Here is a 13118-nt window from a genome sequence, read left to right on the forward strand (position 1 = left end):
CGACACGCGCACTATGGGATGAGCGCAGCAGGTCGTCCAATAATAAGATCGGCCCACTCTATTCCAACAGGTTATTGGGTGACGCGCCGAAATCAGGCCGTTGACTTGCGCTGACTGTTGGCTACGGTGTCTTCGATGGTTCCTGACATGCCAAGCGACGTCAGGTGAAAAGGGAACACGGTGAGGACTACCCATCAGGGGCCGAGACCGTGACTGCCCCCGCAACTGTGAGCGGCGAGCAACCTCCAAAGACCACTGGTGAACCTCATTCGGGGCGCTGGGAAGGTGGAGGACGCGACGACCCGCAAGTCAGGAGACCTGCCATCACGAATGAAACCGAACCGGGCGGGGAGTCCGGTCAGGAGCAGTGATGGCGAAAGCATCTTCCCGGCCGGTGGCGACACCTGCCTATTGCGTGGTTCAATCCGCGCCGCATCAGATCCTTGTTTGCAAAGGCTGCAAACGGACGGAGCGTTACCGCCGGCCCGGCGGAACCATGATCGCGAACCTGCGCGCGTCCATTGCCGAAACGAGCCTCTCCGACCAGTTCGAGGTTACGGGAACCGCCTGCATGGGCGGCTGTGACCAGCCGTGCTCGGTCGCCGTTCGTGCTCCCGAAAAGGCGAGCTGGCTCTTCTTCAACCTCGATCCAATCGAGGACGTGGCCGACATCGTGCGCTTTGCGCAGATCTATGCCCAGCTCGATGACGGCTGGTGCCGCTCCGTCGATCGACCCGGCAAGCTCGCAAGCAACATCCTGGCGCGCCTGCCGGCGATGATCTATCGCCCGGCGCATTCCACGTCATGACCCACGCAGCAACCAGCCCCTGCTATCGAAGGACCCCACGATGGAACGTGTTGCCCCGACGACTGCCACCGCCATGTCAGAGCATTGGAATGCTCGGGCATGGAAGTTTGACGCCGCGGCGTCCCATCGGCGCGACGCCTCGTCATGGCGGGCAGTGTTTGAAGCCGCACTCGGCAGCAGGCCTCAGGACGTCGTCGATCTAGGGTGCGGGACCGGAGCGTGCGCGCTCCTCGCGGCGAGCCTCGGCCATCGTGTCACGGCCGTCGATGGCTCTCTCGAAATGCTTTCTCATGGGAGAACCGCTGCTGCCGAGGCCGGCCTTGAGATCGACTTCATCCACTCGACCATGGACGAAGCGAAGCTTCCGGCGTCGAGTACCGATATCGTCACGATACGCAATGTCCTGTGGACGCTCGAAAACCCGCCGGCCGCACTGGCCCTGGCGCGCGAAATCCTCCGGCCAGGCGGCAAACTTCTGCTGTCGGATGGGCTTTGGTATCGCCAACGCGTCAACAACAGTCGCGAAATCTTCGGGACAAACCTGCCCTTCTATAACGGTCTGACCGAGACCGATGCGCGTGCGCTGATCGCTGGCGCGGGCTTCCGCTCCGTTGAAAGCTGGCGCCACCTGATGCCCGGCGACCCTTACGGCTCCGTTTATGACGATCCGGATACCCCGATCACCTTCTTCGTTCTCACCGCAATCGCTCCGGAGTGATTTTCATGTCTCGCAATCTTTGGTTTTCCGCTTTCGTAACGGCGATGCTCGTCTCCCCCTTTTCCGTCTTTGCGCAGGAGGAGCTTCGCGTCGTGGAGCCGTTCCAGCTGCAACGGCTCGATACCCAGACCGGGGGGTTCCAGCTTCGCGCCAACGGCGTCACGGAGACGCTGGTACAGACGAATCCGGAGGCGGCGGTGCTGCCGGCGCTGGCCGAGCGCTGGGAGACATCGGCCGATGGCCTGAAATGGACTTTCTTCCTGCGCCCCAACGTCACCTTCCACGACGGAACCGCGATGACGCCGGAGGCCGTCGCGGCATCCTTCAAGGCGCTCCTTCCGACCGGCAACCTTATCAAGAACGCCAAGGTCAAGGATGTCAGCGCCGGTGACGGGACCGTGACATTCACGCTTGAGCAACCGTTCGCGCCATTCCTTGCCTACCTCCTGGACCCCGCCGTTCCGGTTCTTGCGCCCTCGTCGTTCGCTTCAAGCGGAGAACTCACGGCTATCGTGGCGACAGGACCGTACAGAATCGAAAAAGCGGAACTCCCGCAGGGCCTCGATCTGGTTCGGCATGACAGCTATTGGGGTGACGTCGCGAAAATCGAGCGTGTCCGCGTGGATGGCATACCGAACCCTGAGACCCGCGTGAACATCGCGCTGGCAGGTGAAGGCGATCTGGTGCTGGAAATCCCGACGACGGCCGTCTCGCGTATCGACCGCTCCGGAGAGACGCACATCGTCCGTGCACCGGTGCCTCGGGTCGTCATGATGCTGGTCAATGTCAAAAAACCGCAGTTCGCCGATGTCGAGATTCGCCGCGCGCTCAGCTTTGCCGTCGACAGACAAGCAATCGCCCGGACGATCATGGGCAACGAGGACCTTGCCGCGAACCAGTATTTCCCGCCCGCGATGAAGGGATGGCATTTTGAGGATTTCAAGCCGCAAACGCTCAACGTCGCCGAGGCGAACCGTATCCTCGACGAGCTCGGCTGGAAACCGGGGGCAGACGGGATCCGTGAAAAGGATGGCACGCGCTTCGCCGGCATGATGCGGACATTCCCGCAACGCGCATACCTGCCCGTGATTGCCGAGGCACTCCAGGCCCAGTTAAAGGCGATCGGCTTTGACCTCTCCATCCAGGTCGGGGAATCCAGCCTTATCCCGGAAGCACAGAACGATGGGACGCTCGAGTTGGGACTAGGCATCCGCACCATGATCTACCAGGTGCCGGATCCGGTGGCGCGCCTCACCAGCGACTTTGCGACCGACGAACCCAGCACAGATGCGACCGGAGCCACCGGATGGAAGAGCGAGGAGATGCGGGCAGCCGTTGCCGCATACAATCTCACGACCGATCCGGAGGCTCGCCTGCCGCTTCAGCGCGAGATGGCTGAAATCCTGCAGAACGAACTTCCCGTCATCCCGATCACGTTCACCGATGAGAAATACGCCGTCTCGGAGCGGCTGGAAGGCTTTGTTGCCGACCCGGTGATGCAGACGCGACCGCTCAATCATTTGTCGTTCAAGGACTGATCCATGCAGCGCGCGGTTCGTCACGCCGTTCCGCGCGCTGTTTTGCGCCGGGTTCTTGAGGCTCTCTCGGTCGCGTTGATCCTCGCGACGATCTGCTTTGCGCTTCTTCACGCCATTCCCGGCGACATGGCGCTGAGGATCGCCGTCGGCCAGTTGGGAACGGAAAATATGTCTCCAGCGGCGGTCGAGCAGATCCGCGACGCCGAGATGCTGTCTCGCCCTCTCCTCGTGCAGTATTTCGACTGGCTGAAGGCGGTCGCCACCGGTGATATCGGGCGCTCCTTCGTTTCCGGCCGGCCCGTGGCCGAGGAACTTCGGCAGGCTGGCGGATACACCCTGCGGCTCGCAGTTATCGCCTGGCTGCTCTCCTATGCATTGGCTTTGCCGCTTGGTATCGCGGCCGGTCTCAAGCCCGATGGCGCGATCGATCGGGCAACGGCATTCGCCGCGGCGGCCTTTTCATCGTTGCCGACCTTCCTGATCGGGATCGCACTCATCTCGATCTTCGTACTCGCACTCAACCTGCTTCCGCCAGCAGGGTATCGACGACCTGAGCATCTCGTCCTTCCAGCCATCACGCTGGCCCTGGGGCTGATGGCGCCGTCTATGCGGGTCATACGCGATGCTGTCGCTGAAGTGCAGGCCTCAGCCTACATGACCTATGCTCATGTGAGAGGGTTTGGCAAAGCCAAAGCCTTCATACGGCATGGCCTGCGAAACGCGAGCGTTCCGATCGTCACCTTCGCGGCGCTTCAGTTTGCCTATCTCATGGACGGCTTTTTTGTCGTGGAGACCTTGTTCAATTTTCCGGGGATCGGGAACGCGATGGTATCGGCGCTGCTTGCACGCGATGTCCCAGTCGTCATGGGTTGTGCGCTTCTGATCGGCACCACCTTCGCGGCAATCAGCCTTGCCGCTGACCTCATTTGCATGTGGATGGATCCCCGGCTTGTGGATGAGGGCCATGGCAGCCGTTGATCAGCGCCTTCTTTGGACGATCGGGGCGGCTACGGCGGTGACGATTGTTACGATCGCCGTGATCATCGGCCGCGATCCTCTCCATCAGGACCTCGCGGTTGCCCTCGCGCCGCCATCCATGCTGTTTCCGCTCGGAACCGACCATCTGGGTCGCGACGTGTTCGCTCGCCTCTTCCATGCACTACCCCGCTCTATCGGCATCGCGACGTCAGCGATGGCAGCGGCGGTGACCATCGGGACCTTGGTCGGGCTAGCCGCCGCGGTCTCCAACCGCCTTGTCGATGCAGCGATGATGCGCCTCACCGACCTCGCGCTTGCGTTCCCTGGACTACTTCTCGCAATGGTACTGGCAGGGCTGATGGGTGGCGGAATGCTGCCGGTTCTCGTCGGTATTGCGCTGGGGCAGTGGCCCCAGTTCGCCAGGATGACGCGGAGTGTCGCAGCCGCCGCCATGACCGAGGCGCATGTCGAGGCGTCGCGTCTGGCTGGTCTCGCAGGATGGCGGATCCTCTTGCGACAGGTCATGCCGCGGGTTCTGATCCATACAGCGTCACTTGCGGCGCTGGGCGTCGGTGGCGCGGTCTTGACGATCTCTTCACTGGGCTTCCTGGGACTTGGGTTGCAACCGCCCACGCCGGAATGGGGCGCGATGATCACGGAGCTCCTGCCCTATATGGACGTCGCGCCAGTACAGATCGCAGCCCCCTGTGTCGCGCTGTTCGTGACCGTGCTCACCTGCATGATCGCCGGGCGACGACTGGCCGAGGCAATATGATGCGGGCGATATTACGAGTTTGTGATCTCTCGGTACGGGATCAAAAAGGCACGCTGCTGGTCGAAGCCGTCAGCTTCGCAATTCCGCAGGCAGGCGCCGTTGTTCTGATAGGCGAAACAGGTAGCGGCAAGAGCCTCGTCGCGCAGGCGGTGCTCGGCCTGGTCCCGGAGGGACTGAGCGTGCAAGGACGCATCGAGTTCGATGGACGTACCGTCGAACTATCGGATCGGGCGGCTTTGCGACAGTATTGGGCAAACCACCTGGCGCTTGTGCCGCAAGAACCGCGAGCAGCACTCGATCCGACAATGCGCGTGCTGCCGCAGATCACTGGTTTGGCAAAACAGGCACATGCGCATCAGGCGATGACGAGCCTGAGCCTCCGTGCCTCGGTTGGGCGGCAGTATCCGTTCATGTTGTCGGGCGGCATGGCTCAACGTGTTCTGGTTGCCGGGGCATTGACGACGCAGGCGCCTGTCGTCATCGCCGACGAGCCGACCAAAGGCCTGGATGATGATCGGGTCGAAGAGACTGTCTCACGCATCCGACAACTCCTCGACCATGGCCGGGCGGTGTTGGCAATCACACACGACATACGCGTCGCGCGTGGCCTTGGCGGCCATATAGGTGTGATGCGCGCCGGCCGGATGTTGGAACAGGGGCCTGTGGAAGAGGTGATACTGGCACCGCGCCACGCCTATACCCGGGCGTGGCTTGATGCAGATCCCGATCGGTGGCCCCGACGCACGGCGCAACGCATCGCCGAGCCGGTGCTCCACGCCCAAAAGCTCACCTATGCGGTCGGTGATCGCAGATTATTCCAGGACTTAAGTCTGACGCTCCTCCGGGGGAGCATCACAGCCATAACGGGTCCGAGCGGTTGCGGCAAAACGATGTTGGGCAATGTGCTCCTCGGCCTCGCGCGACCGCACGCAGGCACGGTGCGATGGTGCGACGGCACTGATCCGCACCGTGTCCGTCGACCTGCCTTACGCGCGCGTTTTCAGAAGTTACATCAGGATCCAGCTTCGGCGTTCATGCCGGGGCGTGTGTTGAGACGTCAGCTTGAGGACCTCAAACCTGTGCTACCGTTCGGATGCCTGGCACGCGACCTGCCACCCCTTCTCGATCGGTTGGCGGTTCAACCATCGCTTCTCGAACGGCGACCGGACGAGGTTTCCGGTGGAGAACTGCAACGCATCGCAATCGCTCGCATCCTCCTGTTCAAACCGTATTGCCTGGTCGCCGATGAACCGACATCGCGGCTTGATCCACTGGTGCAGCGCGAAGTGACAGAGCTTCTGCGAACCCTGGTTGACGAGCAGGATATGAGCCTTGTTCTTACAAGCCACGATAAACGATTGGTCCGGGCGGTTGCTCACGACGTCATTGATCTCCAGTAAAACTCGCGAAATGCGGCCTGCCCTCTGATCATGCGGGACGTTCATCACCGGACACGCTATTCGCTCTTGATGGGATACGAACCAAGCTCTCCGCCAATTCATCTGCTGGTGTTTCGCTTTTCCGAGATCAAATCGGGCCAGCCTCATCAAAGTCTAAGCAGGGAGAATCCGCCCTAAGCGGCCGCCTGCGCCAGGTGTAAACTCCGATACCGGCCGTTCTTGCGGGCGATCAGCTCGGCATGGCTGCCGCTCTCGACGATGCGGCCGTCGTCGACGACGAGGATGCGGTCGGCGTTCGCGATGGTGGCCAGGCGATGGGCGATGACCAGCGTGGTGCGGCCGGCCGAGAGCTCGGCGAGCGACTGCTGGATCGCCCGCTCCGTCTGCGTATCGAGCGCCGAGGTCGCCTCGTCGAGGACGTGGGGGTCGAGTGTTCGAACCACTCCACTCCAACCAGCGAAAATCCTTTTAAGACAATGGTTTACAGCCATCCCGAGGGCTGGCAGAAATCTCCCCGCGCGAAAACTGGCAGAAACCCCTTGCGGGATGCGTGGCGGTTGAATCGAAAAGGCCCTCCGAAGAGGGCCTTTCTTGTTCAAACGGCCTGCCTTGAAGAACTCGCGCGGGGACGTTCCTGTCGCTTGGCAGTACGGCGAACCTCCCTGTCGGCGGCTGACGGTCAGAGGTTCTCGGCGTAGAACGCCTTGAGCCTGTCGACGGCCTGCTCGACGCATTCGGGCTTGTCGTAGAGGTCGTAGTGCGTGGCGTCGGGCACGACGTGGATGTTCTTCACCTTCGAGGCCGCCTTGTTGAACAGCTCGAACCCGTCGCGATAAGAGCCGAAGGCGCCCGCCTGCCCGCCACCAACGACGATCTGCAGCGGCTGGGTCAGCAGCTTCTCCGCCAGATGGAAGGCATCGAAGGTGAAGCCGGCGCCGGTGCTGGCGACGTTCAGCTTGTTGGGTGATCCCGGCTGCTGGCCGCGCGGCGTCGTGTAGTAGTCCACCGCCTCGACCACATCGACATCCGTGATGCCATAGGAGTCGAGCTGGGCCTTCGACTGCGGGATATAGGTGGCGATCGCGGTCTCCGCGCCGCGGGCCTCGGCCGTGCGCTGCGCGCCGATGCCTTCCAGCGCCTTGATCGCCGCATCGGCGGAGAGGTCCCCCTCCCGGCACAGCCGGCCGTAATTGGCCCCGACGATGGTGCCGACCGCCTTGAAGCGGCGCTCGGTCATCGCCGCGTTCACCGCATAACCGCCGCCGCCGCAGATGCCGAGCACGCCGATGCGGTTCTCGTCGACATAGGGCAGCGTCACGAGGTAATCGGCCGCGCAGCGGAAATCCTCGACGCGGGTCGCCGGGTCTTCCAGATAGCGGCCGGGACCGCCGCTGGCGCCCTGCGTGGAGGCGTCGAAGGCAAGGCAGACATAGCCGAGTTCGGCGAGCTTTGCGGCGTAGATCGCGGCCGTCTGCTCCTTGCAGGAGCTGATCGGGTGTGCGACCACGATGGCCGGATATTTTTTCGCCTCGTCGAAGCCGGCCGGCAGGTGCAGGTTGGCGGCGACGTCCCAGGTCTTGTTCTTGAAGGTCACGGATTTCATGTTCGGTCTCCTTTCCATTCGATGCCCCGAAGATAGCGCGCCTTCCTGTTTTCGATTAGACAGTGCAATCGGGATGCCGTGATTAGCCAGGCTTATGAATGTCGAACGAGAACCTTCGTGATCTGAACGCCTTCGTCACCGTCGCGGAGGAAGGCAGTTTTACGCGCGCGGCGGCGCGGCTCGGCGTTTCGCAGTCCGCGCTCAGCCAGACCGTGCGCAATCTGGAGGAGCGGGTGGGGATCCGCCTTCTCAATCGCACGACGCGCAACGTCTCGCCGACGGAGGCGGGGGAGAGGCTCCTGTCGGAGGTGGCGCCCGCTCTGGAGCAGATCGACCGCGGCTTCGCCCAGCTCGGCTCGTTGCGCGAGCGCCCTTCCGGCACGATCCGCCTGTCGGCCGACGAATATGCGATCCTCAGCCTGCTATGGCCGGCGCTGGAACGGTTCCTCGCCCTCTATCCGGAGGTCAACATCGAGCTGGTGACGGACTACGGTCGCACCGATGTCGTCCGCGAGCGCTTCGATGCGGGCGTGCGCCGCGGAAAGCTCGTGTCGAAGGACATGATCGCGCTCAGCATCGGGCCGGATATCCCGATGGTCGTCGTGGGCGCACCGTCCTGCTTTTCGCAGCGGAAGAAACCGAAACGGCCGCAGGATCTGTCCAACCACGATTGCATCAACCTTCGCCTGCCCACCCATGGCGAGTTCTTCGCCTGGACCTTCAGCAAGGGCGGCAAGGACCTGCGCGTCACCACGCAAGGCAGGCTGGTCTTCACCAGCGTCGTGCAGGTGCGCCAGGCCTGCCTCGCCGGCTTCGGCCTCGCCTATCTGCCGCTCGATTTTGTGGCCGGGCACATCGCGGGCGGGGCGCTTGTCGAGGTGCTGGCCGACTGGCGCAAGACCTTCGAGGGCTACCACCTCTACTACCCCAATCGGCGTCAGCATCCACCGGCACTGGCTGCGCTGATCGATGCACTGCGATACAACACAAAGAAGGCATAGCCTCGATAGCCGTGCATCGATAGGGCATTGGCCACGGCCGAACGCGTGCAAACCACGACGTAGCGTCCGTTCAACCAGTTCCGGGATTGGGCCGAAAGGGACTGGCCGCTCCTTGGGGGGTGAGGCAAGGAAGCAGTCCCTCCATACGTCCGGATCATACGGTTGCAGTACGACCTTCGTCAGGTGACGGATATCCGTGTCCCTCTATGTGCTCTCGCCGGCCGGGGCGATTGCCGGAATGGCTTTGCGGGACTCCGCGACCAGGTGTTTGCGCCGCTCGACCAGGAAATCGATCAGCGCCCGGGTCTTGGCCGGCATCTGGTTGCGCGACGGCACATAGAGATAGAAGCCCGGAAACGGCCGGCACCAGGGCGCCAGCACGCGCACCAGCCGCCCGTTGGCCAGATGTTGCCGGACGCAAAGGTCCAGATGCTTGATCAGTCCCACGCCCTGCATGGCGGCGTTCAGCATGGCCTCGTCGTCGTTGAACACGGCGTTGCCTTTCGGCTCGAACTCTATCGTCCGCTCCTCGGCATCCGGTGACGTGAACGACCAGCGATCGATCGTGCCGCTGGAGGTGAAACGGAAGGCGAGACAATTGTGCCGCAAGAGGTCGTTCGGGGTTTCGGGCACGCCGTACTTTTCAAAGTAGGCCGGCGATCCGACGACGGCCTCCTCGATCGGCGGCGTGACGGGCACCGCCACCATATGCTCGTCCAGGCTTTCGCCCAGCCGGATGCCGGCATCCATGCCGTCGGCCACGATGTTCGAAAAGCCGTCGTCCGATACGATCTCCAGCCGCAGCTTCGGATAGCGCGCCAGAAATTCGCTCATGTACGGCTCGATCAGGAGCCGGTTGACGGGGCGCGGGACGGTCATGCGGATCGAGCCCGACGGTTCCTTATGCGCCTCCCCCAGTTCCGATACCGCCCTCTCTATGGCCACGAGCGCGGGCTGCAGGACGTCCAGCAGGCGTTGCCCCTCCTCCGTCAGCGACATGTTGCGCGTCGTGCGGTTGATGAGCCGGACGCTCAGCTGCTGTTCCAGCGCCTTGAGGTGCTGCGAGAGCGCGCCCCGCGTGACCAACTCCCCCCGCGTGACCAGCTCGAAGCCGTCGATAACCACCTCCGCTTTTCGACCGGCCAGCCGGCCCGAAAATGGCCCCGTTCAGGATGCCTCAGGAAAGGCCGCTCATCAGGCGCCGGTATTCTGCTTCCGGCCTGCCATAGGCGTCGTGGGCGAACTCCTCCAGGGCGGGACGGTCGCGGATGACGACGCTGCCGCGCAGCGAGCGGATGAAGCCCTCGCCTTCCAGGACATGCAGCGCGGTCGTCACGCTCGGCCGCCTGACGCCCAGGAGCACCGACAGGAGTTCGTGCGTCAGCGCCATCTCGTCGCTGCGCGAGCGGTCGTGGCACATGAGAAGCCAGCGGGCGAGCCGCTCGTTGACCTCGTGGACCGCATTGGACACGGCCGTGTGGGCCAGTTGCACGGCAAAGCTCTCCATCGAGCGGTTCATGATCCGGACGAAGGGCTTGCTCTGGTCCATCCAGCGGCGAAAATCGTCGAAGCCCATGCTGTAACCCTCGGCGTCGAGCTGGACCGTCACGTCATAGGAGCTGACCCGGGCGCCCGTCACCGCGGAGGTCGGGATGTAGCCGTCGAAGCCGAAGATGCCTGCTTCCGCGCGCCGGCCCTGCGGCGTCGTGATCACGACGGACCCGATGCCGTCGGTCAGGAAATACACCGCGTCGATCGGCCGGTCCCGATGCGCAAGGGACGTGCCCTTGGGAAGGACCTCGTGCTTCAGGTCGGGCGCCAGCATCTGGAAGTCGACATCCGGCAGGAGCTGCAGGAGGTTGTTGGGGGGTGCAGAGCGCAACGGGGCGGCCATGTCCACGCCTCCTGTTTCGGGCCGGCGCGCCTGTCAGCGCCTGGCGCCGGCAATTCGGGGAGATGACGGTGCGCCGTCGAGCTTACGCCATCCTGTCCAAGTCGCAAGAGCGGGACGGCGCGCCGCACGCGCGGCGACGGATGCAAAGCGGCCGGCCCGGAGGTCCGGGCCGGCCGCTGCATCACGAACCGAAAAATACGGCTGCCAAGCGATCAGCGCCGGTAGCGCAGGCGCTCCTGCTCGATTTCGGCGGGACCGTAGGGATCGAGCGTCTCGTCGAAGCGCGTCCAGCCCTGCTCGGCATAGGCCGCGCGCCGCTCGGCCGGATCGACCCAGTTCGACTGGCGCAGGATCGCCTCGGCCTCCGGATAGAGGCTTTCCTCGACGCGGGCGGTAACCAGCGTGCCGCCGCGGCGCACGCCTTCGGCATAGACATGGGCATGCTCTTCCGGCACGCCGGATTCCGTCATCGCGCCGATGAGGCCGCCCGCCGCGCCGCCGGCCACCGCGCCGGCGGCGGCACCGGCCGCCGTGGCGGCAAGCCAGCCGGCGGCGACCACGGGCCCGACGCCCGGAATGGCCATGATGCCGAGGCCGGTCAGGAGGCCGCCGACGCCGCCCACGGCCGCGCCGATGCCGGCCCCTGCTCCCGCGCCCTCCGCGGCGTTCGTATCGCCGGTCCGGCGCTCGTCCACATTGTTCGACACGATGCTGATGTCGTCCGAGGGGATGCCCCGCGCTTCGAGGGCGCTGACCGCGGCACGCGCGTCGGAATAGTCGTCAAAAAGTCCGGTTGCGGTTTTCTTCATGGGAGTATCCTCTCAGTTGGCGTCAGTTGGCGACGATGTTGCCCTGGTAGTCGAGCGCGACACTGACGGACTTGCCGTCCTTCATCGCGGTGCCCCGCCAGACGCCCTTGTCGTCGAGCGCGAGCCCGGTGACGTCGGCATAGCCCGCTTCCGCGATGCGCTCCTTGGCCTGGTCCTCGGTGAAGCTGTTCGCGCCTTCGACCGGCGCGGTGGCGTTCTTGTCGTCCGGCGTCGCGACCGCCGGCGTATCGCCATCGGTGGTGGGCGTCGTGGAGGTCTGGGCGAAGGCGCCAAGGGTCGATGCGCCGACGAACGCGGCGGCGAGCAATAGCTTTTTCATGATGTTTCCTCGTTGTCAGCCGTTGAAGGCAAGAAGCAAACCGAGATCGCGGCGTTTGGTTCCTCGCTAATTTTGCGGGAGGCGTAAAATAAGCGCGTCCTGATGCCGCATCTGCCGGCAGAGGCGGCTAGAACACCCGCACCGCGGCCGTCCCCGTGATGACCAGCGCGACCGCGATCATCAGCGGCTTGACCGGCAGCCGGCTGACGATGAGGGCGCCGAAGGGCGCGGCGAGCACCCCGCCGATGATGAGGCCCACCGCCGAGGAGAGCTCCGACCAGCCGAGCGCCAGGATGAAGGTGACCGAGATGACCATGGTGACGGCGAATTCGGTGAGGTTGGTGGAGCCGATGACCTTCCTGAGGTTATGGCCGCGCCCGAGCAGGCTGCTCGTCACGATCGGCCCCCATCCGCCGCCGCCCATGGCATCGAGCACGCCGCCGAGCCCGCCGACATAGGGCACGATCCAGTCGCGCACATCCCGCGGCCAGGACGGGTTGAAGGCCTTGTAGAGGATGAAGAGGCCGACGGCGACGAGATAGGCCGAAACGAAGGGCTCGATCACCTTTCCGTCGATGTTCGACAGGAGATAGGCGCCGATCGCCCCGCCCGCCATGCCGGCCGGCGCAAGCCGCGCCACCAGCCGCCAGTCGACATTGCGATGATAGGCATGCGAAAGCCCGGAAGCGGCGGTGGTGAAGCATTCCGTCACATGGGTCATGGCGCTTGCCGTTGCCGGCGGCACGCCGACGGCAAGCAGGCTCGTGGTCGTCAGCACGCCGAAGGCAAGGCCAAGGGCGCCGTCGACGATCTGGGCCAGGAAGCCGATGACGACGAAAAGCAGCAAATCCGCAGTGAGATAATCCAGCACGATCCCGCTCCCGCCTTGTTCACGCGATCGTCTAGAAGTTCGCTCGGCCCCGTTGGTTCCGGGAGGCGGACGGAACAATTCTCGCCATTCCTGATTGTAGAAGGACATCAACAGCGCGGGGTTTCGAAATGGAAAGCGCTCACAACTGGCAGATGCCCGTCGTCCTGGCCAATCGGGAGGCCGAAGCGTTCGTGGTGGTGCGCAACTCCCTCGAGGCCGCCGCCTATCTGATGGATTTCTGGCCGAAGCAGCACGGACCCGCTTTCTACAAGGCCATTCGCCTTTGCGCGGACGCGCTCGATGGCGAGGTGACCGACGAGGACGTGCGGGATGCGTTTCTGGCGGCGGCGCACGATGCGAACATCGCCATTACCGTGCACTGA

Annotated in this window: 14 protein-coding genes, 1 pseudogene and 1 riboswitch; of the genes and pseudogenes, 8 read left to right on the forward strand and 7 right to left on the reverse strand. The window is 63.9% G+C overall.

Annotated elements, in window-relative coordinates; genetic code table 11:
- The first annotated feature begins 119 nt into the window (after positions 1-119).
- A riboswitch (cobalamin riboswitch) is annotated at positions 120-340 on the forward strand.
- A gap of 30 nt (positions 341-370) precedes the next feature.
- The 6 genes from MUU56_RS12965 to MUU56_RS12990 are packed head-to-tail and all read left to right on the forward strand — an operon-like array spanning position 371 to position 6217.
- Positions 371-808 (forward strand): DUF1636 family protein, encoded by a 438-nt coding sequence (locus tag MUU56_RS12965; RefSeq protein WP_263194297.1) that lies wholly within the window; start codon positions 371-373, stop codon positions 806-808.
- Positions 809-848: 40 nt separating this feature from the next.
- The gene (locus MUU56_RS12970; protein ID WP_244767718.1) at positions 849-1526 is read left to right on the forward strand and encodes a class I SAM-dependent methyltransferase; all 678 of its coding nucleotides are present in this window, start codon (positions 849-851) and stop codon (positions 1524-1526) included.
- A 5-nt stretch (positions 1527-1531) separates the two neighbouring features.
- On the forward strand, positions 1532-3064 hold the full coding sequence (locus MUU56_RS12975) for an ABC transporter substrate-binding protein (protein ID WP_244767719.1): 1533 nt from the start codon (positions 1532-1534) through the stop codon (positions 3062-3064).
- Positions 3065-3067: 3 nt separating this feature from the next.
- Positions 3068-4042, forward strand: a complete 975-nt coding sequence (locus MUU56_RS12980) for an ABC transporter permease (protein ID WP_244767720.1) — start codon at positions 3068-3070, stop codon at positions 4040-4042.
- Positions 4029-4817, forward strand: coding sequence for an ABC transporter permease (locus tag MUU56_RS12985; protein ID WP_244767721.1), 789 nt, complete (start codon positions 4029-4031; stop codon positions 4815-4817). Before MUU56_RS12980 ends, MUU56_RS12985 begins: the two co-directional genes overlap by 14 nt.
- Positions 4814-6217, forward strand: a complete 1404-nt coding sequence (locus tag MUU56_RS12990; RefSeq protein ID WP_244767722.1) for an ABC transporter ATP-binding protein — start codon at positions 4814-4816, stop codon at positions 6215-6217. Before MUU56_RS12985 ends, MUU56_RS12990 begins: the two co-directional genes overlap by 4 nt.
- 173 nt (positions 6218-6390) lie before the next feature.
- Here MUU56_RS12990 and MUU56_RS12995 read toward each other — a convergent pair.
- Positions 6391-6636, reverse strand: a pseudogene (locus MUU56_RS12995) (multidrug ABC transporter ATP-binding protein); the annotation flags it as partial.
- A 260-nt stretch (positions 6637-6896) separates the two neighbouring features.
- Positions 6897-7820, reverse strand: a complete 924-nt coding sequence (locus MUU56_RS13000; protein WP_244767723.1) for an alpha/beta hydrolase — start codon at positions 7818-7820, stop codon at positions 6897-6899.
- 98 nt (positions 7821-7918) lie between these two features.
- Here MUU56_RS13000 and MUU56_RS13005 point away from each other — a divergent pair, with 98 nt between their 5' ends.
- Complete coding sequence (locus MUU56_RS13005) at positions 7919-8821, forward strand: LysR family transcriptional regulator (RefSeq protein ID WP_244767724.1); 903 nt, start codon at positions 7919-7921, stop codon at positions 8819-8821.
- Between the two features lie 204 nt (positions 8822-9025).
- Here the strand turns inward: MUU56_RS13005 and MUU56_RS13010 are convergent, their stop codons facing one another.
- The 5 genes from MUU56_RS13010 to MUU56_RS13030 all read right to left on the reverse strand — a co-directional run bounded on the left by MUU56_RS13010 (position 9026) and on the right by MUU56_RS13030 (position 12732).
- Complete coding sequence (locus MUU56_RS13010) at positions 9026-9946, reverse strand: LysR family transcriptional regulator (protein WP_244767725.1); 921 nt, start codon at positions 9944-9946, stop codon at positions 9026-9028.
- Between the two features lie 52 nt (positions 9947-9998).
- Entirely contained in the window at positions 9999-10715 is a 717-nt protein-coding gene (locus MUU56_RS13015; protein WP_244767726.1) for a Crp/Fnr family transcriptional regulator, read from the reverse strand.
- A 212-nt stretch (positions 10716-10927) separates the two neighbouring features.
- Positions 10928-11524, reverse strand: a complete 597-nt coding sequence (locus MUU56_RS13020; RefSeq protein ID WP_244767727.1) for a general stress protein — start codon at positions 11522-11524, stop codon at positions 10928-10930.
- A gap of 22 nt (positions 11525-11546) precedes the next feature.
- A complete protein-coding gene (locus tag MUU56_RS13025) occupies positions 11547-11864 on the reverse strand; it encodes a PepSY domain-containing protein (RefSeq protein ID WP_244767728.1) in 318 nt (105 codons plus the stop codon).
- Positions 11865-11991: 127 nt separating this feature from the next.
- Positions 11992-12732, reverse strand: a complete 741-nt coding sequence (locus MUU56_RS13030; RefSeq protein WP_244768100.1) for a sulfite exporter TauE/SafE family protein — start codon at positions 12730-12732, stop codon at positions 11992-11994.
- A 131-nt stretch (positions 12733-12863) separates the two neighbouring features.
- On the opposite strand from MUU56_RS13030, the gene MUU56_RS13035 reads away from it, so the two are divergent.
- Entirely contained in the window at positions 12864-13118 is a 255-nt protein-coding gene (locus tag MUU56_RS13035; protein WP_244767729.1) for a DUF982 domain-containing protein, read from the forward strand.

The organism is Shinella yambaruensis (assembly GCF_022899355.1).
Lineage (GTDB): Bacteria > Pseudomonadota > Alphaproteobacteria > Rhizobiales > Rhizobiaceae > Shinella > Shinella yambaruensis.